This is a genomic window from Acidovorax sp. sif1233, assembly GCF_019218755.1.
Taxonomy (GTDB): domain Bacteria; phylum Pseudomonadota; class Gammaproteobacteria; order Burkholderiales; family Burkholderiaceae_C; genus Acidovorax.
Genome location: NZ_JAHUWZ010000002.1, coordinates 807,937 through 831,007, shown reverse-complemented (window position 1 = coordinate 831,007; position 23,071 = coordinate 807,937). Strand labels below are relative to the sequence as shown.

Here is a 23,071-nt window from a genome sequence, read left to right as displayed (position 1 = left end):
GGGCGCCGTCCGGTCAGGTCAGCGCGCGGGCGATGCTTTGCTGGCGGCCTGCCGCGCAGGTTGCGAGGCGGTGCCCGCGGCCCCCTGGGCGCCTGGCCGGACGGGTTCCCTGGCGAGATCCAGCAGGGGCTTGCAATGCGTGTCGTCGTCGGCCGCGGGCACGGTGATGGGCACCAGCGCCAACGCGGCGGGAGCCACGGCCGCTGCCACCACCGCCGCGCCCGCGCGCAGCAGCAGCGGGCCGGCTTCCACGCCGACCTTCGGGTCGCCGAACGTGCCTTTCACGTACAAGGGCGAGCGCAGCGAGAAGAACTTCCATTGCAGCGACTCGGGCTTGATGCGCAGGTTCATCTCCTCGGTGCCCAGGTCGATGGTGCCGGTGGCCTCGACGATCGCGTCTTCGGTGCTCATCTTCACCACGCGCGTGGTCGCCAGGCCGTCCACCACCGTGAAATCGGCCACCGCGCAGCGCAGGTGCACTTCCTTGTTTTCACCAAAGAGCTTGCCCACGATGATGCTGCCCACGTTCAGCGCGGCCAGGTCCAGCATCTGCTTGCTCAGCGTGCCGTCCCGCACGTACAGGCGCATCTCGCCCGTGCCCTGGCCCAGCAGTCCGGCCAGGCTGTTGCCGCGGCTCTCCAGTGCGATGGCGCCGTCCATGTGGCCAAAACTCTTCTGCATGAGCTGTACCTTGGGGAACAGCGCCGAAAGCTGCAAGCCCTGCACGGTGCCGCGTATCTGCGCCTTCAAGGGCGCGGCGCGCCCGTCGATGCTCACCTGCGATTCGATCTTGCCCTGCGCCACGCCAAACGTGAGGGGCGCGAGCTTGAGCTGCGCGTTTTCCATCACGGCCCGCACGCTCAGGTCTTCCAGCGGCAGGCTCTCGGGGCGGATGATGTGGCGGCCCTTGAACACGATGTCCATGTCCATGGCATTCCAGCGCTCGGCCGCGAACTTGGAGTCCGGCAGCACCTTGCCACGCTGGTCGCGGCCACGGTGCGTGTTGTCGGACTTGGTGGTCCCGATGGTCGGCCCCAGGTCCGCCAGGCGCAACTGGTTGGACGCCATCGTCCCGGTGAGCCGTGGGCGCGGCTTGCCCGACGTGTACTTGAGCGACCCCTGAAGATCGCTCTGGCCCACCTTGCCTCGGAAGCCGTTGTATTCCCAGACCGCCCGTTCGGGCTCCAGGCTCCCGGTCAGCCGGCCGGTGGTCTCGAAGGGCGGGGTGTTGGGCAGCACCAGCCCGGTCAGGTCGTACAGGTCGGCCATGCTGCCGCCCTTGAGCCGGACCTGGAAGTCCAGGCCGGACAATGCGCCAGGGTTGGCCAGAATTCCTTGCGCCGACAGCGACACGCTGCCGGCGCTGGCGTCGATCTGAAGGGGGTAGTTCACCACCTTGTTGCGCAGGCTGATGACCTGGCCCGCTCGCCCCTGACCCCTGACCTGGGCCTTGGCATACCGGCCCTGCAGTTCGAAGCGCAGGCCATAGGGCACCGGCCCCGCCGCCGCATCGGCCCCGGAGGCAGCGGCGCTCGCGGATGAGGATGTCCGCGCCAGCGCGGGCTGCGCCGGGGTCGATGCGGCGGCGGAGGTGCCGGATGGCGTGGCCGCCGGCCCGCCGGGGAGCACCGGCTCGGTGGTGTCAATGCGGGCCTGCAGGTCCAGGTCCTTCATGCCGTCGGCATAGGCCAGGACGCCCTGGTGGACCACCAGCCGGTCCACGTCGAAGCTCCATCCGCTCCTGGGCCCGTCCTTGCGCTCGAAGGTCCAGTTGCTCGCACCGCTGGCCGTGCGGGCCAGCGCCACCTGGGGGCCGGTGAGCGCCACGGTGTCGATGGAAAGATGCCGCCCCAGCAGGGGCAGCAGGCGCACGGTGGCGGTCGCGCTGCCGATGCGGGCCATGGTGGCTGGGCTGCCGTCGGTCTTGCCGGCCGTCTCGGCCGGGCCGGCTGCGCCTTTTGAAACCGCTTTGCCATTGGCACGCTGGAAGGGGGGCGTGAATCCGGAGGGGTTGTCCATGACCAGGCGTTCGGCCTTCACCGTGACGCCCGGCACCCAGCGCTGCCACCCTTCTTCCAGGGGCTGGGGCCAGCGCCATTGCGCGGACAAGTCACCTTCGATCGCAAAATGCCGGCCCGTGGCTTCGCTCACTTTTTCATTGACCCAGGGCTTCGCGCGGTTCCAGTCGATCCAGGCGAGCAGGACCCCCAGCAGCACCAGCACCATCGCCACCAGCCCGACGGCCCACAAGGTCCACACCACAAGGCGCCTCCCGATGCCGGGTGCAGGCCGCTGGCGGGCCTGGGCCACGGCGGGGCTAGGCATGTCGGTGGAAGGCGCGGCAGGTGTGGATGGCATGAAGTCAGTCGGCGGGCAGCGTGGGTGTGGAGTGGGACTGTTGGGCGTGTTTTCAGCGGTAAGCGCATCCGGCCCAGGGGGAGCGGTGTGCGCGTCCACGGGGCCTTTTGGCGTTCATGCTAGCCCGCATCGGCGCGTATCGCAGCAGCACGGGCGCAACTGCCGCCCTTGTCCTACAGGGGCAAGAACCCCGCATGCCCGTGGGCCCCGGCGGGTCCGCGCAAGGTCAAGGGGGCTGCCTTCTCGGGTGCAGACGGGTTGTGCGGCATCGAAGGAGAGGGTTCATAAAATGTGCCCACCATGCACAACCCCCGCCATACCCATGCCCCTGCCGTGCGCGATGGCGTGGGGCCCAGCTGCGTGGTGCTGCCCAGCCAGGGGCAGGGCAGCATGCTCGACTTCCTGGCGCGGCGGCTCCCGGCGGTGGCCCGTGAGGAGTGGCTGCGGCGCATGCAGGCGGGCGATGTGGTGGATGAGCGCGGCGACCCCGTGGCGCCCGCTCGCCCGTTTGAAGGCGGCCTCAGGCTGTACTACTACCGCAGCCTGCCCGCGGAGCCCGCGCTGCCCTTCACGGAAACGGTGCTTTACCAGGACGAGCACCTGGTAGTGGCCGACAAGCCGCATTTCATGCCCGTGACACCGTCCGGCCGCTACCTTCACAACACGCTGCTCGTGCGGCTCAAGCGCCAGCTGGGCCTGCCGGAGCTTTCGCCCCTGCACCGCATCGACCGGGACACCGCGGGCCTGGTGCTGCTGTCGGTGCACCAGCGCACGCGCGGGGCCTACCAGGCGCTGTTCCGCGACCGCCAGATCACCAAGCACTACGACGCGATCGCCCCCTGGCGCGCGGATATCGCCTTTCCGCGGGAGCACATCAGCCGGCTGGAGGAAAGCCCGCAGTTCTTTCGCATGCAGGAAGTCCCTGGCGAGCCCAACAGCCACACGCGCATCGAGGTGCTGGACGTGGCAGGCGCGAGCGGGTGGGCGCGCTACCGCCTGTCGCCGGTCACGGGCAAGCGCCACCAGCTGCGGGTGCACATGGCGGCCCTGGGGCTGCCGCTGCGCAACGACCCGTTCTACCCGGTCGTGAACGATCCGCCCGAGGGCGACTATTCACGGCCGCTGCAGCTTCTGGCGCGCTCGCTGGAGTTCGTGGACCCGCTGTCGGGTGCGCGGCGGGTGTTCGAGAGCGGGCAGCGGCTGGGCCTGCCCTGAGGGCTGGGTTTTAAAGAGACGCCGCCAAGGTACAGCAGGGCTTGCGGGTGACGCAAATAAAAAAACCTGCCATGCAGCAATGCAGGGCAGGTTTCAGAATCTGGAGCGGGTGAAGGGAATCGAACCCTCGTATGAAGCTTGGGAAGCTGCCGTTCTACCATTGAACTACACCCGCGAAGCCTGCAATTATAGGCAGCATCCGCCCGGTCCCCGACGGGCGCCTGGTGCAAACGCGCAAAACGCATATGCATAGCCGATCTTGTTGGTTGGTCTGATGCACTGCGGGCTCTAAATTCCTTTCACCTGCAGCGCGGCGCAGGCTCTTCACCGAAAGGACGCGAATGACAATGCAACGCAATCCCTCAATGCCACCAGGCTGGCGTGCCTGGCTTCGCGCCTGCGTGGCAGGAAGCACGGTGCTCTTTTGCAAAGCGCTGTGGGCCGCCACTCCCATTCCCGCTGGCCCCCTGGTGACCACCGAATGGCTCGCGCAGAACCTCGACAACCAGCAGGTGCGCATCGTCGAGGTGAGCGTGAACCCGGGCCTGTACGAGCGGGGCCATGTGCCTGGGGCGGTCAATTTCTCGTGGCATCAGGACCTCAACGACCGCGTGCGGCGCGACATCGTGGGCAAGGAAGGCTTCGAGGCGCTGCTGTCCAGGGCTGGCGTGTCGCCCGAGACCACGGTGGTGCTGTATGGCGACACCAACAACTGGTTTGCGGCCTGGGGGGCCTGGGTGTTCGACATCTACGGCGTGAAGAACGTCAAGCTGCTCGACGGCGGGCGCAAGAAGTGGGAGGCCGAGAACCTGCCCCTGAACAACCGCGTGCCCGAGTTCGCCGCCAGCAGCTACAGGGTGGGCCAGGTCAATACCCAGCTGCGCGCACGCCTGGCGGACGCGCTGGCCGCCGCCGAGGGCAAGAGCAATGCGAAGCTGGTGGATATCCGCTCGGCGGATGAATACACCGGCAAGATCTTCGCGCCTGCCGGTGTGCCGGAGCTCAGCATCCGCGCGGGCCACATTCCAGGCGCGGCCAACGTGCCATGGGGGCAGGCGGTGAGGGAGGACGGTACCTTCAAGTCCGCCGACGAGCTCAGGAAGCTCTATGCCAGCGCGGGCGTGGACGGCAGCCGGCCCATCATCACCTACTGCCGCATCGGCGAGCGCTCCAGCCACACCTGGTTCGCGCTGTCCAGGATCCTCGGCTACAGCGTGAAGAACTACGACGGCTCCTGGACGGAATATGGCAACTCGGTGGGCGTTCCCATCACGAATCCGGCGGGCACCGTCTGGGCGGCCAAATGAGCCCGCGGGCCGTGCCACGCCCGCGATTGAGGGGGTGAATGAAGCGGCGATCGGGAGACGGCGAAAGGCCACGATTTTTTGGTAGGGGTCTCCTTTACAGCCCGCTTCGTGCGGGCTTTTTTTCTCGGTGCCCGCGATGGCCGCGCGGGCCACACAGCGAACCATCGACGACCCATGAGCCTTCCATTGCGCACTGTTCCAGCCACTTCCTCCTATATCGCGCTGGCGCTGCTGGCCGCCCTGCTGGCGGCCGTCCCGTGGCTGCAGGGCCAGGCGGGCGGGCGCACGCTGGTGTTTGCGCTGGCCTGTGGCGCGGTGCTTGGCGTCGTGCTGCAGCGTTCGCGCTTTTGTTTTTACTGCCACGCGCGCGACTGGTTCGAAGACCGCAACCCGCGCGGGCTGCTGGCCATCGTGCTGGCGCTGGCCGTGGGTGTGTTGGGCCATACCGTGGTGCTGGGCGGCTGGCTGCCCGTGCCGCAGCCGGGCAAGCTGCCGCCGGACATGCACATCGGCCCGGTGAGCTGGGTGCTGGTGGCGGCGGGGCTTTCGTTTGGCGCGGGGATGGTGGTCTCGGGCTCCTGCATCAGCGCGCACTGGTACCGGCTCGCCGAGGGCTCGGCGGTGTCGCCCTTCGCGCTGCTGGGCTCCGCGCTGGGTTTCATCGCGGGCTTCAGGACCTGGAATGCGCTGTACAGCTGGAGCGTGGCCGATGCGCCCGTGGTGTGGCTGCCCGCGCACCTGGGGTATGGGGGCGCGCTGCTGGTGCAATGGGGCGCTCTGGCGCTGGTGGGCGCCTGGCTGTGGCGTGGCTTTGCGCAGGAGGGCGCGGCGGGCGATGCACCCGGGGTGATGAAGCCCGTGCCCGGCCTGGGCACCGTGTGGCGCAACCTGTGGACCGGGCGCTGGCACTACTGGGTTGGGGGCCTGGCCGTGGGGCTGATCGGCACGTTTGCCATCGTGCGCATGCGGCCCCTGGGCGTGACGGCCACGCTGGGCAGCGCGGCGCGCCAGTGGGCGCAAGGGCAGGGGTGGATTCCCGAGCGGCTCGACGGGCTCGACGGCTTCGCGGGCTGCGCCACCTTGCCGCAAGCCACCTGGCTCACGCCCAATGCCTTGCTGCTGGCAGGGCTGGTGGCGGGGTCCTTTGTCGCGGCGCTGGCCAGCCGCCAGCTGGTCCCCCGCTGGCCCACCTGGCGCGATGCCGCGCGGGGGCTGTCGGGCGGCGTGTTGCTGGGCTGGGGCGCGATGACGGGGCTGGGCTGCACCATGGGCACGCTGCTGTCGGGCGGCATGGCCGGAGCGCTGTCAGGCTGGGTATTTGGGGCGGCGGTGTTCTTCGCGGTGTGGGCGGGCCTGCGCGCGAAGGCCGCCCCGTGGCGCCAGGGATGGGGGGCGAATTAGTGCATTTTTGGCCGCCAGCGCTTATCCAGAAAGCGCGGGCAGCTATCAAAAACATATCAAAAAGGTACCCGGCCCGGGGCCGGTCACTTCTGGATATCGCCCAGGCACAGGTACTTGATCTCCACATAGTCGTCCATGCCGTGGTGCGAGCCTTCGCGGCCCAGGCCCGACTGCTTGACACCGCCAAAGGGCACGTGCTCGGTGGCCAGAATGCCCACGTTGGCGCCGACCATGCCGTATTCCAGCGCCTCGGTCACACGGAAGATGCGGCCCACGTCGCGGCTGTAGAAGTAGCTGGCCAGGCCGAACTCGGTGTGGTTGGCCGCGTCGATGGCCTCCTGCTCGGTCTTGAACTTGAAGACCGGAGCAAAGGGGCCAAAGGTTTCCTCGCGTGCGCACAGCATGTCGGCCGTGGCGTTGGCCACCACCGTGGGCTCGAAGAACTGGCCCGAGCCCAGGCTGGTGAGGCGCTGGCCACCGGCCACCACCTGGCCGCCCTTGGCAATGGCATCGTCCACGTGGCGCTGCACCTTGGCCAGCGCGGCTTCCTCGATCAGCGGGCCCTGGTTCACGCCGGCCTCGAAGCCGTTGCCCACCTTGGCTGTCTTGACCTTGGCGGCGAACTTGGCCACGAACTCGTCGTACACGCCTTCCTGCACGTAGAAGCGGTTGGTGCACACGCAGGTCTGGCCCGCGTTGCGGTACTTGCTGGCGAACGCGCCTTCCACGGCGCTGTCGATGTCCGCATCGTCGAACACCAGGAAGGGCGCGTTGCCGCCCAGTTCCAGCGACATCTTCTTGACCGTGGGGGCCGACTGCGCCATCAGGATGCGGCCCACCTCGGTGCTGCCGGTGAAGCTGATGTGGCGCACCACGTCGCTCGCGCACAGCACCTTGCCGATGGCGATCGAGTTGTCGCTGTCGGCGGGCAGGATGTTGAACACGCCAGCCGGGATGCCCGCACGCAGGGCCAGCTCGGCGGCGGCCAGGGCCGTGAGCGGCGTGAGCTCGGCGGGCTTGATGACCACGGGGCAGCCGGCGGCCAGGGCGGGCGCCACCTTGCGCGTGATCATGGCCAGCGGAAAGTTCCAGGGCGTGATCGCGGCGCACACGCCGATGGGCTGCTTGAGCACCATCAGGCGGCGGCTGTTGTCGAACTGCGGCAGCACCTCGCCGTTCACGCGCTTGGCCTCTTCGGCGAACCATTCCACAAAGCTGGCGCCATAGGCGACCTCGCCCTTGGCTTCGGCCAGCGGCTTGCCTTGTTCGGCGGTCATGATGCGGCCCAGGTCGTCCTGGTTGGCCATCAGCAGGTCGAACCACTTGCGCAGGATGATGCTGCGTTCCTTGGCGGTCTTGATCTTCCAGGGGCCCCAGGCGGCATTGGCGGCGGCAATCGCGGCTTCGGCATCGGCGGGGCCCAGGTTGGCCACGTCGGCCAGCTTGAGGCCGGTGGCCGGGTCGTTCACGTCGAAGCGGCTGCCGCCCGCCACCCACCGGCCGTTGATGAGGCCGTCGGTCTTGAGCAGGCTGGGGTCGTTGAGCAAGGCGAGGGGCGAGGTCTTCATGTCCATGAGATTTCTCCAGATGCAGTGGGTTGATGAGCGGTAGGCAAGGGCTCGCCGCCGGCAAAGGCGGGCAGGGCGGCGGGGGCCTGAAATTGGCGCAGCGGGCAGGCTATCACGGGTGAAATGGCCCACTGTCGCCAGTGTTTCAGTTTTTCAGGAAGGCAGGGATTCAGGCCGTTTTCACCGTGGCTCAGCCCCTGCGCGTGCGCAGCCACTCCAGCGCCAGGAGCAGGCTGGTGGTGAAGAGGATGAGCAGCGTGGCCACGGCGGCGATGGTGGGCGAGATGTTCTCGCGGATGCCGTTGAACATCTGGCGTGGCAGCGTGGACTGGTCGGCGCCGGCCAGAAAGAGCGTGACCACCACTTCGTCGAACGACGTGGCGAACGCGAACAGCGCCCCCGAGATCACCCCCGGCGCGATCACCGGCAGCGTGACGCGAAAGAAGGTGTTGAAAGGCGTTTCCCCCAGGCTCAGCGACGCGCGCACCAGGTTGTGGTTGAAGCCCGCGAGCGTGGCCAGCACGGTGGTCAGCACGAACGGCGCCCCCAGCGCCGCGTGCACGATGATCAGGCCGGCATAGCTGTCCGCCAGGCCCAGCGGCGCGAAGTACAGGTAGGTGCCCACGCCCACCACGATGATGGGCACCACCATGGGCGCGATCAGGATGCCCATGAGCAGGCCCTTGAAGCGGAAATCCGCCCGTGACAGCCCCACCGCCGCCAGGGTGCCCAGGGCCGTGGCGATCAGCGTGGCCGCGGGCGCCACGATGAAGCTGTTGCGCGTGGCGCGGGCCCACTCGGGCGAATCGAACAGGTGGCGGTACCACTTGAGCGACCAGCCGTGGATGGGGTAGGCCAGGAACGAACTCTCGGAGAACGACAACGGCACCATCACCAGGATGGGGGCCAGCAGAAACACCAGCACGGCCACGCACAGGGCGCGCACGGCCCACCAGCCGAGCTTGTCGGCCCAGGTGGCGTACAGGGGGAATTGGGGGAGAAAATGGCGCATGGTGAGGGTCTTCAGAAGTGTTTAGCCCAGGCTCAGTTCTGCCTTGCCAATGCGGCGGTACACGCCGTACAGCAGCAGCGTGGCGGCCAGCAGCAGGGCGCCCAGCGCACAGGCCATGCCCCAGTTCACTTCCACGTTGGTGTAGCGGGCGATGTAGTAGCTCAGCATCTGGTCGTCGGCGCCGCCCAGCAGCGCGGGGGTGACGTAGTAGCCGATGGCCAGGATGAACACCAGCAGCGCACCCGCGCCCACACCCGGGTAGGTTTGCGGCACATACACGCGAAAGAACGCGGCGATGGGCGAGCTGCCCAGCGACACCGCCGCGCGCAGGTAGGTGGGGGGCACGCTTTTCATCACGCTGTACAGCGGCAGCACCATGAACGGCAGCAGGATGTGCACCATCGCAATCACCACGCCCGTGCGGTTGAACAGCAGCGCCAGTGGCTGCTCGATGAGGCCCAGGCCCATCAAACCGCGATTGACCAGGCCTTCGGACTGCAGCAGCACGATCCAGGCGGCCACCCGCACCAGGATCGAGGTCCAGAACGGCACCAGCACCAGGATCATCAGCACGTTGGCCTGGCGCGCGGGCAGCGAGGCCAGCCACCAGGCCAGCGGGTAGCCCAGCAGCAGGCAGAACAGCGTCACCACAAAGCTGATGTGAAAGGTGCGCAGCAAAATGCCGCCAAACGCGCGCTGCTCCTCGGGCATGCGTTCGACCTGGCCCAGCGCATCGCGCTGCAGGTCCACCGAGGCGAGCAGGTAGTCGGGCGTCCAGCGCGCGCCGTTCTTGGCGATGGCGCGCCAGAAAGGTGCTTCGCCCCAGCGCGCATCCTTGCCGAGCAGCTGGTCGCGGATGGATTCGGGTGTGCCCTGCATGGGCAGGGCGCGGAAGGCGCCCATCACCATCGAGCGCGCGCCGGGCACTTCCGAGTTCAGCCTGCGCGCCAGCGCGCCAGCGTCAGAGCTGTCGGGCAGGCGCGCCAGGTCCTTCATGAGCGCGGCGTAGGCAGCGGGGCCCGGTGCCTCATGGCGGTCCCAGCCATGCAAGGCCTCGATGGTGGCGGGCAGCGTGTTGGCCACCTCGGGGTTCTCCACCCCGCGCTGCAGCAGCGCGGCAATGGGGACGAGCAGCGTGAGCAGCAAGAACACCAGCAAGGGCAGGGTCAGGGCAAAGGCCCGCCATTTGCGCCGCGCTTCGGCACGCGACAGCGCCTTGCGCAGTGCGCCGGGTGCGTGGGCGTCCAGCGCAAGCGCGGCGGGGGCGATGGCAGAAGAGGCTTGCATGGTGTCTTGCGCTCCGAGGGTGCGGGTTACTGACTTACTGGGTGGCCCAGGCGGCGAAGCGTTTCTCCAGCGCTTCGCCCTGGTCGGCCCAGAAGCTCACGCCGAACTGGATGGCTTCCTTGGCGTTGGCGGCCGATGTGGGCAGGTCGTCCAGCACCTTCCTGTCCAGCTTGGCGAGGGCCGTGGTGTTGGCCGGGCCGTAGGCGATGTTCTGCGCGTAGGCGGCCTGGCTGGTGGTCTGCAGGGTGTGGGCAATGAACTTGACCGCAGCGTCCTTGTTCGGCGTGCCCTTGGGGATGGCCCAGTAATCCAGGTCATAGATGCCGCCGGGCCAGTAGATCTTGAGGTTGCGGCCCTCGCGGTTGGCCGCGTCGATGCGGCCGTTGAACACGGTGGTCAGCACCACGTCGCCCGCCACGAGGAACTGCGGTGCCTGGGCACCGGCTTCCCACCATTGGATGTGGGGCTTGAGTTCGGTCAGCTTCTTGAAGGCGCGGTCGGCGCCGTCCTTGGTGGCCAGCACCTTGTACACGTCGGCGGGCTTCACGCCATCGGCCATCAGCGCGAATTCGAGGTTGTAGCGCGCGCCCTTGCGCATGCCGCGCTTGCCGGGGATCTTCCTGGTGTCCCAGAAGTCGGCCCAGCTGGTGGGGGCGGTCTTGAGCCTGTCGCCGTTGTAGGCCATGACGGTGGACCACACGAAGATGCCCACGGCGCAGTCGGACACGGCGGCGGGCAGCAGGTCGGCCTTGCTCACGATCTTGCTGTAGTCGAGCTTTTCATACAGGCCCTCGTCGCAGCCGCGTGCGGCGTCTGGCGATTCCAGCTCCACCACGTCCCAGGTCACCTTCCTGGCCTCGACCATGGCCTTGACCTTGGCCTGCTCGCCGTTGTATTCCACGGCCACGATCTTGTGGCCCAGCTTTTCGTAGGGCTCATAGAACGCCTTTTTCTGCGCGTTGGCGTTGGCGCCACCGAAGTTCACGACGGTGAGTTGCTGCTGCGCGAAGCTGGGCAGTGCCAGGCAGGCGGCCAGGGAGGCGCAGGCGATGAGGCTTTTTTTCATGGTGCAGTTTTTCCTTGGGTTGTGGAGGAACGGGGACTCGGGGACAGGGCTCGGAAACGGGGTGTGGCGGGGACAGTGCTCAAACGGCATAGATGCGCGTGGAGGCCGGTGGAAACTCCAGCAGCACGGCATCGCCCGGCTGCGGATGCATGCCCGTGCCGGTGGGGTTCAGGGGCAGTTTCACCACGGCCTGCTCCTGGCCGTGGCCCAGGTCGCACATCAGGCGCTGGTGGTCGCCGTAGTAAATGGTGCGCGCCACGGTCGCCGGGACGGCCGAGCCCCTGGGGTAGTGCGAGTGCGGGTGCAGCACGATGCGCTCGGGCCGCACGCAGGCCTGCACGGGGGCGCCCCGGGCGGTCTGGTTCACGTTGACACCGGGCAGCAGGTGGCCGCCCGGTAGCTGGATGGCCGTCTCGGCGCCCGCGCCCTGCAGGGTGCCGGTGAGCACCGTGCTGTCGCCCACGAAACCGGCCACGAAGCGGTTGGCGGGGGTTTCATACAGCGCCTCCACGCTGGCCAACTGCTGGATGACGCCTTCGTTGAACACGGCCACGCGGTCGCTCATGGTCAGCGCCTCGCCCTGGTCGTGGGTCACGTACACGAAGGTCACGCCCAGCTGGCGGTGCAGCTCCTTCAGCTCGATCTGCATGTGTTCGCGCAGCTGCTTGTCCAGCGCGCCCAACGGCTCATCCATCAGCACGAGCTGGGGGTTGAACACCAGGGCGCGGGCCAGGGCCACGCGTTGCTGCTGCCCCCCTGACAGACGCGCGGGCAGGCGGTCGGCCATGCCGGTCAGGCGCACCATGTCCAGGGCCTTCTTCACGCGGTCGGCCTGCTCGGCCCTGGGCACCTTGCGCACGGTGAGCGGGTAGGCCACGTTCTGCCCCACGGTGAGGTGCGGGAACAGCGCGTAGTTCTGGAACACCATGCCGAAGTTGCGCTTGTGGGGCGGCGTGCCGGTGATCTGCTTGCCATCGAGCAGGATGTCGCCCGCGGTGGGGGACTCAAACCCCGCCAGCATCATCAGCGTGGTGGTCTTGCCCGAGCCCGAGGGCCCCAGCAGGCTCAGGAACTCGCCGCGCTGGATGTCCAGGTCCAGCGCGCGCACCACCAGTTGTTCTCCGTCGTACGTCTTTTGCACGCCGCTGAAGCGGACCAGGGGCTCTGCCGATGGGTTCATGGTTGGGGGCACCTTGTAAGCAGAATGAAGGCCGGGCCGCATGTCAGCCCAGCGCGGCAAAGCTGTCGGCCAGGATGGCCAGGCCCTCGTCGAGCAGCTCGTTGGAGGCGGTCAGCGGCACCAGGATGCGGATCACGTTGCCATATGTGCCGCACGACAGCAGGATGAGCCCGCGCTGGGCGGCCTCGGCGACGACTTTCTTGGTCAGCGCGGCGTCGGGGCGGTGGACATCACCGTCTTCGAACAGCTCGATCGCCACCATGGCACCCAGCCCGCGCACATCGCCGATGGCGGGGACTTTGGCGGCCATGCCTTTCAGCGCCCTGACCAGCAGCGCGCCCATGTCCTGGCTGCGGGCCAGCAGGTTTTCTTTCTCAAAGGCTTCGATCACGGCCAGCGCTGCGGCGCAGGCGACGGGGCTGCCCGCGTAGGTGCCGCCCAGGCCACCGGCCGCCGGGGCGTCGATGACGTCGGCGCGGCCCACCACCCCCGACAGCGGAAAGCCGCCCGCCAGCGATTTCGCGGTGGTGATGAGGTCCGGCGCCACGGGCCACTGCTCGCACGCAAACCAGGTGCCGGTGCGGCCTGCGCCGGTCTGCACTTCGTCGGCGATCAGCAGGATGCCATGGCGGTCTGCCAGGGCCTTGAGTCCGGTGATGAATTCGGGTGGCGCCACGTAGAAGCCGCCTTCGCCCTGCACGGGCTCAAGAATGAAGGCCGCCACACGCTCGGGCTCGATGTCGTTCTTGAAGATCAGCTCCACCGAGTGCAGCGCCTGCTCCACGCTGATGCCATGCAGTGCGTTGGGGAAGAGGGCGTGGTACACCTCGCCGGGGAAGGGGCCAAACCCCGTCTTGTACGGCACCACTTTGCCGGTCAGGCCCAGCGTGAGGTTGGTGCGGCCGTGGTAGCCGCCCGTGAAGGCGATCACGCCGGGGCGCCGGGTGTGGGCGCGGGCGATCTTGATGGCGTTTTCCACGGCCTCGGCGCCGGTGGTGAGCAGCAGGCTCTTCTTGGCAAACGCACCCGGGGCCAGGGTGTTCAGGCGCTCGCACACTTCCACGTAGGGCTCGTACGCCACCACCTGGAAGCAGGTGTGGGTGTACAGGTCGAGCTGCGCCTTCACGGCGGCGATCACACCCGCGTGCAGGTGGCCGGTGTTGAGCACGGCGATGCCGCCGGCGAAGTCGATGAAGCGGCGGCCTTCCACATCCCACAGTTCGGCGTTGCGGGCCTTCTGGACGAAGATGTCGTGGGCCTGGCCGACGCCCCGGGCCACGGCGGCATGGCGGCGGGCGAGGAGGGCGGCGTTGGTGAAGTGGCGGTCTTGCTGCATGGCGGTGGGCGGTGGTGTGAACACGGAATGAAGGAATGGGCGAATTCTGGAAGCCGCGCCGCGCACCGTCCATGTACAGCGGAGTGCGGTTTTGCGCGCACTGTGCAGGTCTAGAATCCTGTACAGGCAATCCCTGATCTGGTGTGCGCCAAGTCGGTGCACAATTCGCCCCCTTTTTGGCTCTCCTGATGCTCACTCTCAGCCCCGACCTCCAGACTCCCCTGGTCAGCCAGATCGTCGATGGTCTTCGGGGTCTCATCGCCGGGCAGGTGCTCAAGCCCGGCAGCAAACTGCCCTCCATCCGTGCCTTTGCCGCCGCACATGGCGTGAGCGTGTTCACCGTGGTCGAGGCCTACGACCGCCTGGTGGCGCAAGGCTGGCTGGTGTCGCGCGCCAATGCGGGTTTCTTCGTGAAGCGCCGCAGCGAAGAAGGCGCCGTGCCCGGCGCCGGGCCTCAGGAGCGGCCGGTGCCCCGTTTTGACGCACGCTGGTACCTCAAGCAGATCTTTGAAAACCGCAACCTGCCCATGAAACCGGGTTGCGGCTGGCTGCCGCACGACTGGCTGTTCGGCGATGCCGTGCGCCGCAGCATGCGCCAGCTGTCTTCCGACGGCCCCGAGCTCGACGGCTATGGCCTGCCGCATGGCCACATGGCGCTGCGCATGGTGGTGGCCGAGTCGCTGGCCGAGCACCATCTGGCGGTGGACGCCGACCAGGTGCTGCTCACGCAGGGCTCCAGCCAGGCGCTCGACCTCGTGGCGCGGCGCCTCGTCAAACCCGGCGATGTGGTGCTGGTGGATGACCCCGGCTATCCCAACCTGCTGTTCATGCTGCGCTTCGCGGGCGCGCACCCGGTAGGGGTGCCGCGCACCGCGGGGGGCTATGACCTGCTCGCGCTGGAAGCCCTGCTGGCCGCGCACAAGCCCACGGTGTTCTTCACGCAGCCGCGCCTGCAGAGCCCGACCTGCTCGGTGGCCTCGGTGGCGCATCTGCACCGCCTGCTGCAGTTGGCCGAGCAGCATGGTTTCATGCTGGTCGAGAACGACATCTATGCCGATATGGACACCGGCGTGCGCCCCTCGCTCGCCAGCCTGGACCAGCTGCGCCGGGTGATCTACCTGGGCAGCTTCTCCAAGACCATCTCGCCGAACCTGCGCACGGGCTTCGTGGCGGCGCGGGGCGACCTGCTGGACGAGCTGGTGCAGCTCAAGATGATCTCGGGGCTCACATCGTCCGAGATCACCGAGCGCATCACCTTCGGCGTGGTGACGGATGGCCGCTGGCGCAAGCACCTCAAGTCCCTGCGCGAGCGCCTGGCCGAGGCGCACGGCGTGGTGGGGCGGCGGTTGCTGAACCTGGGCTTCGAGCTCTTCCATGAGCCCGAGGCGGGCATGTACCTGTGGGCCCGCCACCCCGATCTGCCCGACAGCGCGGAGCTGTCGAAGGAGGCCACGGGCGCGGGCATCATGCTCGGCCCGGGCCAGTTGTTCCTGGTGGAGCCGCGCCCCACGGGCTGGCTGCGCTTCAACGTGTCGTTCAGCCAGGACGAGCGCATGTGGCGCTTCCTGGAGCAGCGCATCCTGCTGGGGCAGCAGGTGGCGGAGTAGCTGGCGGCAGGCTGCTGGATTCAGTGCCTTTCAGGCCCCGGGCGCAGAGTGGTAAAGCGCTGGAAGCTATCCTATTTATAGCAAATTGGTGCTCTGTGCCCTGTCTTACTGGTCGATGATGCGCCGCGCGAACCGCTCCAGGTAGTCCATGAGCTGCTCCGCACCGGCCACGGCCCTCGCTTCGTCGCCCGTGGCGATGCCCTGGGCCAGGTGCATGTGGGCGCGCGCGCCCTCGGACACCTCGCCCTCGTGCTGGTAGGCGTACCAGAACCGGCGGCACTGCACGATGAGCGGCGACACGCATTTGACGGCCGAGTGGTTCTGGCTGGCCTGGTGCGTCACCACGTCCAGCTCGTGGTCGGCCAGCATGTAGTCGTCCAGATGGCCGCGCGCGGCGGCGTCCACCATCTTTTCCGCGCAGCGCACGATGGCCTGGCGCTGCGGCGCGGTGGCGCGGCGTGCCGCGCACGAGGCAACCAGGCGTTCCAGCACGCGGCGTGTCTGGATCACGTCCAGGTGGTCGGCCAGGTCGATGTGCGATACCAGCAGCCCGCGCCGGGGCTGCTGCGCGATGAGTCCGATGGAGACCATGCGCAGCAGCGCCTCGCGCACCGGGGTGCGGCCCAGGCCGGTGCTTTCGGCGATCTCGGCCTCGACCACCGGACTGCCGGGCTGCAGTTGCAGCGTGGAGATCATGGCTTCGATGGCGTCGTAGGCCACGTCGGCCGCGCGCCGTTTGGGGGCGGGGTCTCGCGGGAGGGATGCGCTGCTCGGTTTCATGCTGGGGGAATGGCGTTCGTTGTCCTGGCCGCGGGGGCGCGGTGCCGCATCTTAGAACCTGTTGGCGGTCCGTGGCACGGGGAGCGCTCCCGCCCGCACCCTTCCTACAGGCCCGCGCCCGCCTTGCGCAGCTCGGCGATCTGAGGAGCCTTGGGCAGCCACAGCTTGTCGAACTCCTGGATGATGCCGTCGGGGTTGTAGCTGGAGGCGCTCTTGAACGCGATGCCCGAGCCCTTGAACTTCTCGATCAGGCCGGCTTCCGTGGTGACGATGTCGTTGATCTGGGCGTCCAGCGTCTGGGCCACCAGCTTGCGGATCAGCTCCTTGTCCTTGGCATCCAGGCCCTGCCAGATGCGGCCCGACACCAGCGGGGCAAAGGGCATGAAGAGGGCGTTCATCTGCAGCAGGGTCTTGGAAACCTTGTCGAAGCGCTGGTTCCACGAGAACTCGATGTCGGCTTCCAGCCCATCCACCTGGCCGTTGCTCATGGCGTCGAACACGGCGGGCGTGGGAATGGGCGTGGGGGCGGCGCCCAGCAACTGGTAGAAGTCGCGGTACACGGGGGTGGGGTTGATGCGCAGCTTCATGCCCTTGAGGTCGGTCGGCACCGCGATGTCCTTGGTGGCGAACACCGCGCGCATGCCGGTGATGCCCCAGCCCAGCCCGATGGTGCCGGTCTCGCGCGGCAGCACCTCCAGCAGCTTCAGCGCGGCGGGGGTGCGCACCAGCTTGGCCACCGCGGGGGTCGAGCGCACCAGGTAGGGCGCGTTGATGGCCGCCACGCTCGCCACCCGCGAGCCCAGCTCTGCGGCCTGGATCCAGCCCATGTCCAGGGCGCCGGATTGCAGCTGCTGCATCATGGCCGTCTCGTTGCCCAGCTGGCCCGAGTGGAACACGGTCACGCTCAGGCGGCCATCGGTCTCTTTCTTCAGCGCTTCGCCGAACTGCAGCGCGGCGCGGTTCCATGAGTGCCCCGCCGGGGTGATCAGGCCCAGGCGGAATTCCTTGGCATCGGCGGCGAGCACGACGGACGGAAAGCCCAGCGGGGCCGCTGCGGCGGCTGCCGCGGCGGTGGACTGGATGAAGTGGCGGCGGGAAATGGTCATGGTGAACTCCTGGAAGTTGTGCGAGGCAATGCGAAGAGGGCGAAGGGATGGAGCCGCTTACTTGATCAGGGCAAGCGACAGGCTGGGGAACAGGGAGAGCATCACCAGCGCCACGCAGCTGATGAGGAAGAAGGGCAGGGTGACGATGAACATCTTGCCGGGCTTGGCGCCGGTGACGGCGGCCGCGACGAAGAAGCTCAGCCCCACGGGCGGCGACATCAGGCCCAGCACCAGGTTGATCACCACCACCACGCCGAAGTGGCGCGGGTCGATGTGGTAGATGTCGGTGGCGATGGGCAGCAGGATGGGCACGGTCATGATCAGCCCGGGGATGCCGTCGATCACGGTGCCGATGACCAGCAGGATGACGTTGACCAGCAGCAGGAAGGTGATCGGGTCGTGCGCCACGGTCTGGATCCAGGCCGCCACCATCTGCGGCACCTTGCCGTAGATCAGCAGCCAGGAAAACACCGCGGCGGCGGCCACCAGGAACAGCACGATGGCCGAGTAGATGGCCGAGCGCAACAGGATGGCGGGCATGGAGCCGAGCCGGAATTCCTTGGTCACATACCGCCCCACCAGCGCCGCGGCCAGGGCGCCCACGGCGGCCGCTTCGGTCGGATTGGCCAGGCCGCCCAGGATGGAGCCCACGATCACGATCGGGATCAGCAGGGTGGGGCTGGATGTCACCACGGTGCGGGCCCGCTGCGCCAGCGTGCGCCTTTCGCTGCGCGGGTAGTCGTAGATGAAACCCATCAGCGCGATGATGATGAAGAACAGGATGGTGAGCAGGATGCCCGGCAGGATGCCCGCGATGAGCATGTCGCCCACGGCCACCTGTGCCAGCACGCTGTAGACCACGAACATCACTGAAGGTGGAATGATCGGCCCCAGCATGCCGCCGTAGACCGTGAGGCCGGCGGCGAAGGTCTTGTCGTAGCCCTGCTTTTCCATCTCGGGCACCATCACCTGGGACATGATGGCCACCTGGGCCGTGGCCGAGCCGATGATGGACGAGACCAGCATGTTGGCCAGGATGTTCACGTAGGCCAGGCCTCCCTTGACGGAGCCGACGAAGGCCATCGACATGTCCACCAGGCGGCGCGTGATGCCGCCGCTGTTCATGATCTCGCCGATCAGGATGAACAGCGGAATGGCGATGAGCCCATAGCTGTCCACCCCCGCGAACATCTGCATGGGAAAGGACTGGAACAGCACGGTGTTGCCGGTGCTGAAGATGTACGCGATGCCCGAGATGCACAGGCACACGCCGATGGGCACGCCCACCATGAGGGCCGCGCAGAAGAAGAGGGAAGTGAACATGGGGCGGGCTCCGGGGTCAGTTCACGGCGTCGGCGCTGACGACGTCGAAACCAGGGTGGCTGCGGCGCGGCGCCAGGCCCATGTCCTCGATGAGGTTGGCCAGCGCGTGCAGCGTGAAGGTGAGGGAAAACAGCGGCAGGATCAGCTGCAGCACCCAGGTGGGCCAGTTCAGGGTCTGGGTGCGCTCGGTGTAGAGGAAGTTGAAGGTCTCGGCACCGAATTCCTTGGCGTCGAAGCCGTAGCGGGCGATGCCCACCGGGTCCATCCACAGCCAGCACATCACCAGCATGGCGATGCCAAACAGCAGCACCCCCGTGGTGGCGATGATCTTGGCCGCCTTGGCCCATTTCTCGGAGAGCTTCTCGGTCAGCATGCCCACCGCGAAGTCCATGCGCAGCCGTGTCATCACCGAGGCCCCCACGAAGGTCAGCCAGACCACGGTGTAGACCGCCGCTTCGTCGATCCAGTAAATGGGAAAGCCGGTGTAGCGGGTGGCCACGTTCAGCAGGATCAGCGCCACCAGCAAGGTCATCAGGGCGGTGAGGCAGTTGCGCTCCGCGCGCAGCACCAGGCTGGACAGGGCGAGGACCGCGCGGGCCGGCGCTGCGGGCGCGGGCCCGCCGGGTGGGGTGGGAGAAGCGGTGGCGGTGGACATGGGGTGGGCTCCGTGGTCTGGGTGTCGGGAATGGGGCGCCGGTTTAAATATCTTCTTGATATATGTAGAAGCAAGATGAATGCCCGCGGGTGGCGCGCTTACCGGTCGGCGCGCCCGCGCTGCCGGGTTCAGCCTGCCATCGCGAGGATCTCTTCGTACAGGGCGCGCGGCACCGCCGCGCCCTCGGCCAGGCTGAGCGCCCGGGCGGCGAAGCGGCGCTGCGAGGGCAGCCGGGCGCCCTGGCCGGTGATGGCATCGAACATCGCCTCGGCACGCGCCTGGTGGGGGGCCGCATCGCCGCCCGCAAACTGGGCGGGGTCGAAGGCCAGCACCAGTTCGCCATGCAGGGGCGTGGCGCCGGCGCCCGCGTCGTGGGCGATGGATTCGCGGCTGGTCCAGTCGCCGATCAGCGTGCCGGCCATGAGCTCGACCATGGTGGCCAGGGCCGAGCCCTTGTGCCCGCCAAAGGTGCGCATGGCGCCCCGCGCCACGGCCACCGGATCGGTGGAAGGCCGGCCCTGGCCGTCCACCCCGCAGCCCTCGGGCAGGGGCTGGCCCGCGCGGCGGTGCAGCTCCAGGTCGCCGCGCGCGATGGCGCTGGTGGCGAAGTCGAACACATAGGGGTGGGGACCCGGGCGTGGCCAGCCGAAGGCGATGGGGTTGGTGCCGAAGACGGGCTGGTGCCCGCCGGCCGGCGCCACCCAGGCGTGGCTGGGCGTGAGTGCCAGGGCCGCCAGGCCGTGGGCGGTGAGGGCCTCGATCTCGGGCCACAGTGCCGAGAAGTGCACGCAGCGGTTGATGACCAGCGCACCCATGCCGTGGCGGCGGGTGGCCTCCACCAGCGCGGGCAGGCCTTGTTCGAAAGCCAGGGGTGAAAACGCCCCCTGGGCGTCCACCCGCACCACCGGGCCGGCGCCCGCCTGTAGCACTGGCAGGGCCTGCAGCTCCACCTTGCCGGTGCGCACCGTGTGGGCACAGCTGGTGAGCCGGTAGACGCCGTGCGACTGGCAGGCATCACGCTGCCCGGCCACGATGACGCGGGCCATGGCGCCCGCGTGGGCTTCGCCCAGGCCCAGACGCAGCAGCACGGCACGCGCCAGGGCCATCAGGTCGTCCAGGGGGACGTGCACCATCGCGGAGCTGGCGGGGGCGGGAAGGGGAGTGGTGTCGTTCATGGGCGGATGCCGGTGGATTCGTCCACCGGGGTGGGGCATTGCGCCAGCGTGCCGATGCGCGCGGGCGCCAGCAGATGGCGGGGTGGGGCGGGCGTCCAGCCGAACAGCGCATGGGTGGCGGCACCACACACGCGGCCCTGGCAGGCGCCCATGCCGCAGCGCGTGTGCAGCTTGGCGTCGATCCAGCTGCTGCGGGAGGCCAGCTCGCGCAAGGGCACGTCTTCGCAGCGGCAGACGAGGGTGTCCGGGGCGGCCAGCTGGCGCACCGCCTCGCCGAGCTCGAACTGGGTGCGCAGCAGGTCCGCGAAACCTTGCCAGCGGGCCAGGGCGGCTTGGCGGGCCTGGGCCCGGGCCGTGTCGCCCGCGGCGGCATGCCCCGCGATGGCGCCCTGTGCCAGCGCGCGTTCGCTGCCGCCAAAGCCGGTGCATTCCCCTGCGGCATACACATGGGGCACGCTGGTGGCCATGAGGCTGTCCACCTGCAGGCCTTGGCGATCGTTGAGCGCGCAGCCCAGCAGTTGGCCCATCTGGGTGTTGGGCACCAGCCCAAAGCCGCAGGCAAGCCGGTCGCAGGCCAGGGTTTCCTGGCGCGTGCCGCGCTGGATCCGCACGGCCTCCAGCCGGCCCTGGCCCTGTGCATGCAGCACGTGGCTGGAGGCGCGCCAGTGGTGGTTGAACAGGGTCGTTGCCTGCAGCGCCTTGGCGGGCCAGCGCGGCAGCTGCAGCGCGAAGGCGGCCAGGGCCCGCCAGGAAGCCTGTTCGGCAATGCGGATGACCTGGGCGCCGGCCTTGCGGGCGGTGTCGGCGCAGGCCAGCAGCAGGGGACCGGTGCCGGCCACCACGATGCGCTGGCCCTGCACCGGCAAGCCGGCCTTGATCAGCGCCTGCAGTCCGCCGGCGCCGGTCACGCCGGGTAGCGTCCAGCCGGGAAAGGGCAGCAGCAGCTCCCGTGCTCCGTTGCACAGCACCAGGCGGTGGCTGTGCTGGATCCAGCCCTGTTCGGCGTCTTCCAGCAGCAAGGCGGGGGCATCTTGCGGCGCCGAGGGGCCACCCAGCCCCACCACGCGCGTGCCGCACAGCAGGCGGATGTTCGGGTAGCGCTCCAGCGCCTCGCGGTGCTGGCGAGCGAGCGGGGGCAGGGTGCTGCCGGGGCCGTCGCGCCAGATCTGTCCGCCGGGATGGATGTTGTCGTCCACGAGGGTGATGGCAAGGCCCCGGGGCGCCGCCGCCAGGGCGGCCGCCATGCCGGCGGGACCGGCGCCGATGATCAGCAGATCGCAGCGCTGGCGGGGGGTCATGGCATGCCTGCCTGCGGCTGGCCGCGTGTGTCGATCACCATGCCGTCGGTGCACGGGGTCTGGCAGGCCAGGCGCTGGCGGCCGTCCACAAGCACCCGGCACTCGTGGCAGATGCCCATGCCGCAGAAAGGCGCACGGCGCTCGCCGGTGACCGACGTGCGGGCGCAGCCCGGAGGCAGCAGGGCCAGGGCCGCCGCGACGCTGTGGCCCGGTGCCAGCTCGATGGTGGTGCCGTCGATGACGGCGTGTACCAGGGGAGTGGATGTGCTCATGCCGCCAGGCCTTCCAGGCTGAAGCGCTGCGCCGCGAAGGGGGCGGGGTCCAGGGGCAGGGGGCCACCGGTCAGCTGCGCCGCCAGTAACTCGGCGGTGGCGGGGGCGGTGGTCACGCCCAGGCCTTCGTGGCCCACGGCCAGCCAGAGCTGGTCGCGGGTGGGGTGGCGCCCGATGATGGGCAGGCTGTCGGGCGTGGTGGCGCGAAATCCCGTCCAGGTGCGGATGGCGTTCAGCCCGGCCAGGCCGGGCATGTAGTCCAAGGCGCGGCGCAGCATTCGGGCCAGCACGTCCTGGTCGATGGCCGGGTCGGTGGTGTCGAACTGGCGCGATGAGCCCAGCAGCAGTTGCCCGGTGGGCCGGGGCTGCAGGTTGAACGCCACGGAGGTGCCGTCGGTCTGGTGGGCGTTGCTGATGTAGCCCAGCTCCACCAACTGGTGCCGCACCACGCCGGGGTAGCGGTCGGTGATGAGCAGGTGGCCCTTCTTGGGCCGGATGGGGAGCTCGGGGCACAAGCGCGTGGCATGGATGCCGGCGGCCAGCACCACGGCCTGGGCTTCGCGCCAGCTGCCGTCCACCAGCTGCACCCGGCCGCCCTCGATGCGGCATGCCTCGGCCTGCTCGAAGCGGATCTGGCGCGGTGCCTGCTGCAGCAGCCACTGGGCGGCATTGGGGGCATACACCACGCTGTCGCCGGACACCTTCAGTGCGCCCTGCAGTCCGGGGCGCAGGGCGGGTTCCAGGCGCCGCAGGGTGGCGGCGTCCAGCAGTTCACAGGGCAGGCCGTGGCGCTGCAGGCGCTGGGCTTTTTCTTCGGCACCGGCCATCTCGGCGTCGTTGGCGGCCAGCCAGAGCGTGCCGCAGTTGGTGTAGGCGCAGCCGGGCTGGTCGGCCGTCATCCGTGGTCCCCACGCATGCCACAGCGCCAGGGATGCCTGGCTCAGCGCCAGCTCGGCGGGGTTGTCGTCCATCACCACCAAGTGGCCCATGCCGGCCGCCGTGGCGCCGCCCAGCCGGGCGTCCAGCACCAGCACATGCAGGCCACGGCCTGCGAGGACATGGGCGCAGGCCGCGCCGACGATGCCTGCTCCGATGACGATGACGTCCGCGTGTCGCATGGTGCCT

19 protein-coding genes and 1 tRNA gene are annotated in these 23,071 nt (G+C 68.7%); 4 read left to right on the top strand and 16 right to left on the bottom strand.

What is annotated here, in order from left to right; genetic code table 11:
• Window positions 1-18 precede the first annotated feature (18 nt).
• Complete coding sequence (locus KW843_RS11225; RefSeq protein ID WP_255594667.1) at window positions 19-2,358, bottom strand: AsmA family protein; 2,340 nt, start codon at window positions 2,356-2,358, stop codon at window positions 19-21.
• Between the two features lie 300 nt (window positions 2,359-2,658).
• On the opposite strand from KW843_RS11225, the gene KW843_RS11220 reads away from it, so the two are divergent.
• The gene (locus KW843_RS11220) at window positions 2,659-3,573 is read left to right on the top strand and encodes a pseudouridine synthase (protein WP_218295187.1); all 915 of its coding nucleotides are present in this window, start codon (window positions 2,659-2,661) and stop codon (window positions 3,571-3,573) included.
• A 101-nt stretch (window positions 3,574-3,674) separates the two neighbouring features.
• On the opposite strand, the gene KW843_RS11215 is transcribed toward KW843_RS11220, so the two are convergent.
• Window positions 3,675-3,748 (bottom strand) — tRNA-Gly (locus KW843_RS11215).
• 166 nt (window positions 3,749-3,914) lie between these two features.
• On the opposite strand from KW843_RS11215, the gene KW843_RS11210 reads away from it, so the two are divergent.
• Both KW843_RS11210 and KW843_RS11205 read left to right on the top strand, forming a co-directional pair.
• Window positions 3,915-4,880 carry a sulfurtransferase gene (locus KW843_RS11210; protein WP_218295186.1) on the top strand — a complete coding sequence of 322 codons (966 nt, stop codon included), beginning with the start codon at window positions 3,915-3,917 and terminating at the stop codon, window positions 4,878-4,880.
• Between the two features lie 174 nt (window positions 4,881-5,054).
• Window positions 5,055-6,281 carry a YeeE/YedE family protein gene (locus KW843_RS11205; protein ID WP_218295185.1) on the top strand — a complete coding sequence of 409 codons (1,227 nt, stop codon included), beginning with the start codon at window positions 5,055-5,057 and terminating at the stop codon, window positions 6,279-6,281.
• Window positions 6,282-6,364: 83 nt separating this feature from the next.
• Here KW843_RS11205 and KW843_RS11200 read toward each other — a convergent pair whose 3' ends face one another.
• From KW843_RS11200 to gabT, 6 genes are all read right to left on the bottom strand, one after another.
• Window positions 6,365-7,855 (bottom strand): NAD-dependent succinate-semialdehyde dehydrogenase, encoded by a 1,491-nt coding sequence (locus KW843_RS11200; protein WP_304505114.1) that lies wholly within the window; start codon window positions 7,853-7,855, stop codon window positions 6,365-6,367.
• A gap of 184 nt (window positions 7,856-8,039) precedes the next feature.
• Window positions 8,040-8,861, bottom strand: coding sequence for an ABC transporter permease (locus KW843_RS11195; RefSeq protein ID WP_218295184.1), 822 nt, complete (start codon window positions 8,859-8,861; stop codon window positions 8,040-8,042).
• A 21-nt stretch (window positions 8,862-8,882) separates the two neighbouring features.
• Complete coding sequence (locus KW843_RS11190; protein WP_218295183.1) at window positions 8,883-10,148, bottom strand: ABC transporter permease; 1,266 nt, start codon at window positions 10,146-10,148, stop codon at window positions 8,883-8,885.
• A 34-nt stretch (window positions 10,149-10,182) separates the two neighbouring features.
• The gene (locus KW843_RS11185) at window positions 10,183-11,214 is read right to left on the bottom strand and encodes an ABC transporter substrate-binding protein (protein WP_218295182.1); all 1,032 of its coding nucleotides are present in this window, start codon (window positions 11,212-11,214) and stop codon (window positions 10,183-10,185) included.
• Between the two features lie 79 nt (window positions 11,215-11,293).
• Entirely contained in the window at window positions 11,294-12,394 is a 1,101-nt protein-coding gene (locus KW843_RS11180; protein WP_218295181.1) for an ABC transporter ATP-binding protein, read from the bottom strand.
• 43 nt (window positions 12,395-12,437) lie between these two features.
• Window positions 12,438-13,730 carry a 4-aminobutyrate--2-oxoglutarate transaminase gene (gene gabT, locus KW843_RS11175; RefSeq protein ID WP_218295180.1) on the bottom strand — a complete coding sequence of 431 codons (1,293 nt, stop codon included), beginning with the start codon at window positions 13,728-13,730 and terminating at the stop codon, window positions 12,438-12,440.
• A 188-nt stretch (window positions 13,731-13,918) separates the two neighbouring features.
• On the opposite strand from gabT, the gene KW843_RS11170 reads away from it, so the two are divergent.
• Complete coding sequence (locus KW843_RS11170; protein ID WP_218295179.1) at window positions 13,919-15,337, top strand: PLP-dependent aminotransferase family protein; 1,419 nt, start codon at window positions 13,919-13,921, stop codon at window positions 15,335-15,337.
• A 105-nt stretch (window positions 15,338-15,442) separates the two neighbouring features.
• Here the strand turns inward: KW843_RS11170 and KW843_RS11165 are convergent, their stop codons facing one another.
• From KW843_RS11165 to KW843_RS11130, 8 genes are all read right to left on the bottom strand, one after another.
• Window positions 15,443-16,117 (bottom strand): GntR family transcriptional regulator, encoded by a 675-nt coding sequence (locus tag KW843_RS11165; RefSeq protein ID WP_218295178.1) that lies wholly within the window; start codon window positions 16,115-16,117, stop codon window positions 15,443-15,445.
• Window positions 16,118-16,221: 104 nt separating this feature from the next.
• The gene (locus KW843_RS11160) at window positions 16,222-17,223 is read right to left on the bottom strand and encodes a TRAP transporter substrate-binding protein (RefSeq protein WP_218295177.1); all 1,002 of its coding nucleotides are present in this window, start codon (window positions 17,221-17,223) and stop codon (window positions 16,222-16,224) included.
• A 57-nt stretch (window positions 17,224-17,280) separates the two neighbouring features.
• Window positions 17,281-18,546 carry a TRAP transporter large permease gene (locus KW843_RS11155; protein ID WP_218295176.1) on the bottom strand — a complete coding sequence of 422 codons (1,266 nt, stop codon included), beginning with the start codon at window positions 18,544-18,546 and terminating at the stop codon, window positions 17,281-17,283.
• Between the two features lie 16 nt (window positions 18,547-18,562).
• Entirely contained in the window at window positions 18,563-19,201 is a 639-nt protein-coding gene (locus KW843_RS11150; protein WP_218295175.1) for a TRAP transporter small permease, read from the bottom strand.
• A gap of 128 nt (window positions 19,202-19,329) precedes the next feature.
• Window positions 19,330-20,376 carry an Ldh family oxidoreductase gene (locus KW843_RS11145; protein WP_218295174.1) on the bottom strand — a complete coding sequence of 349 codons (1,047 nt, stop codon included), beginning with the start codon at window positions 20,374-20,376 and terminating at the stop codon, window positions 19,330-19,332.
• On the bottom strand, window positions 20,373-21,674 hold the full coding sequence (locus KW843_RS11140) for an FAD/NAD(P)-binding oxidoreductase (protein ID WP_218295173.1): 1,302 nt from the start codon (window positions 21,672-21,674) through the stop codon (window positions 20,373-20,375). Before KW843_RS11140 ends, KW843_RS11145 begins: the two co-directional genes overlap by 4 nt.
• Entirely contained in the window at window positions 21,671-21,946 is a 276-nt protein-coding gene (locus KW843_RS11135; protein WP_218295172.1) for a 2Fe-2S iron-sulfur cluster-binding protein, read from the bottom strand. Before KW843_RS11135 ends, KW843_RS11140 begins: the two co-directional genes overlap by 4 nt.
• On the bottom strand, window positions 21,943-23,064 hold the full coding sequence (locus KW843_RS11130; protein WP_218295171.1) for an FAD-binding oxidoreductase: 1,122 nt from the start codon (window positions 23,062-23,064) through the stop codon (window positions 21,943-21,945). Before KW843_RS11130 ends, KW843_RS11135 begins: the two co-directional genes overlap by 4 nt.
• Window positions 23,065-23,071 lie beyond the last annotated feature (7 nt).

Coding starts and splice junctions, on each gene's coding strand:
- KW843_RS11130 (WP_218295171.1), bottom strand. CDS start 23,064: ATGCGACACGCGGACGTCATCGTCATCGGAGCAGGCATCGTCGGCGCG.
- KW843_RS11205 (WP_218295185.1), top strand. CDS start 5,055: ATGAGCCTTCCATTGCGCACTGTTCCAGCCACTTCCTCCTATATCGCG.
- KW843_RS11180 (WP_218295181.1), bottom strand. CDS start 12,394: ATGAACCCATCGGCAGAGCCCCTGGTCCGCTTCAGCGGCGTGCAAAAG.
- KW843_RS11210 (WP_218295186.1), top strand. CDS start 3,915: ATGACAATGCAACGCAATCCCTCAATGCCACCAGGCTGGCGTGCCTGG.
- KW843_RS11225 (WP_255594667.1), bottom strand. CDS start 2,358: ATGCCATCCACACCTGCCGCGCCTTCCACCGACATGCCTAGCCCCGCC.
- KW843_RS11165 (WP_218295178.1), bottom strand. CDS start 16,117: ATGAAACCGAGCAGCGCATCCCTCCCGCGAGACCCCGCCCCCAAACGG.
- KW843_RS11170 (WP_218295179.1), top strand. CDS start 13,919: ATGCTCACTCTCAGCCCCGACCTCCAGACTCCCCTGGTCAGCCAGATC.
- KW843_RS11190 (WP_218295183.1), bottom strand. CDS start 10,148: ATGCAAGCCTCTTCTGCCATCGCCCCCGCCGCGCTTGCGCTGGACGCC.
- KW843_RS11140 (WP_218295173.1), bottom strand. CDS start 21,674: ATGACCCCCCGCCAGCGCTGCGATCTGCTGATCATCGGCGCCGGTCCC.
- KW843_RS11185 (WP_218295182.1), bottom strand. CDS start 11,214: ATGAAAAAAAGCCTCATCGCCTGCGCCTCCCTGGCCGCCTGCCTGGCA.
- KW843_RS11145 (WP_218295174.1), bottom strand. CDS start 20,376: ATGAACGACACCACTCCCCTTCCCGCCCCCGCCAGCTCCGCGATGGTG.
- KW843_RS11220 (WP_218295187.1), top strand. CDS start 2,659: ATGCACAACCCCCGCCATACCCATGCCCCTGCCGTGCGCGATGGCGTG.
- KW843_RS11195 (WP_218295184.1), bottom strand. CDS start 8,861: ATGCGCCATTTTCTCCCCCAATTCCCCCTGTACGCCACCTGGGCCGAC.
- KW843_RS11135 (WP_218295172.1), bottom strand. CDS start 21,946: ATGAGCACATCCACTCCCCTGGTACACGCCGTCATCGACGGCACCACC.
- gabT (WP_218295180.1), bottom strand. CDS start 13,730: ATGCAGCAAGACCGCCACTTCACCAACGCCGCCCTCCTCGCCCGCCGC.
- KW843_RS11200 (WP_304505114.1), bottom strand. CDS start 7,855: ATGGACATGAAGACCTCGCCCCTCGCCTTGCTCAACGACCCCAGCCTG.
- KW843_RS11155 (WP_218295176.1), bottom strand. CDS start 18,546: ATGTTCACTTCCCTCTTCTTCTGCGCGGCCCTCATGGTGGGCGTGCCC.
- KW843_RS11160 (WP_218295177.1), bottom strand. CDS start 17,223: ATGACCATTTCCCGCCGCCACTTCATCCAGTCCACCGCCGCGGCAGCC.
- KW843_RS11150 (WP_218295175.1), bottom strand. CDS start 19,201: ATGTCCACCGCCACCGCTTCTCCCACCCCACCCGGCGGGCCCGCGCCC.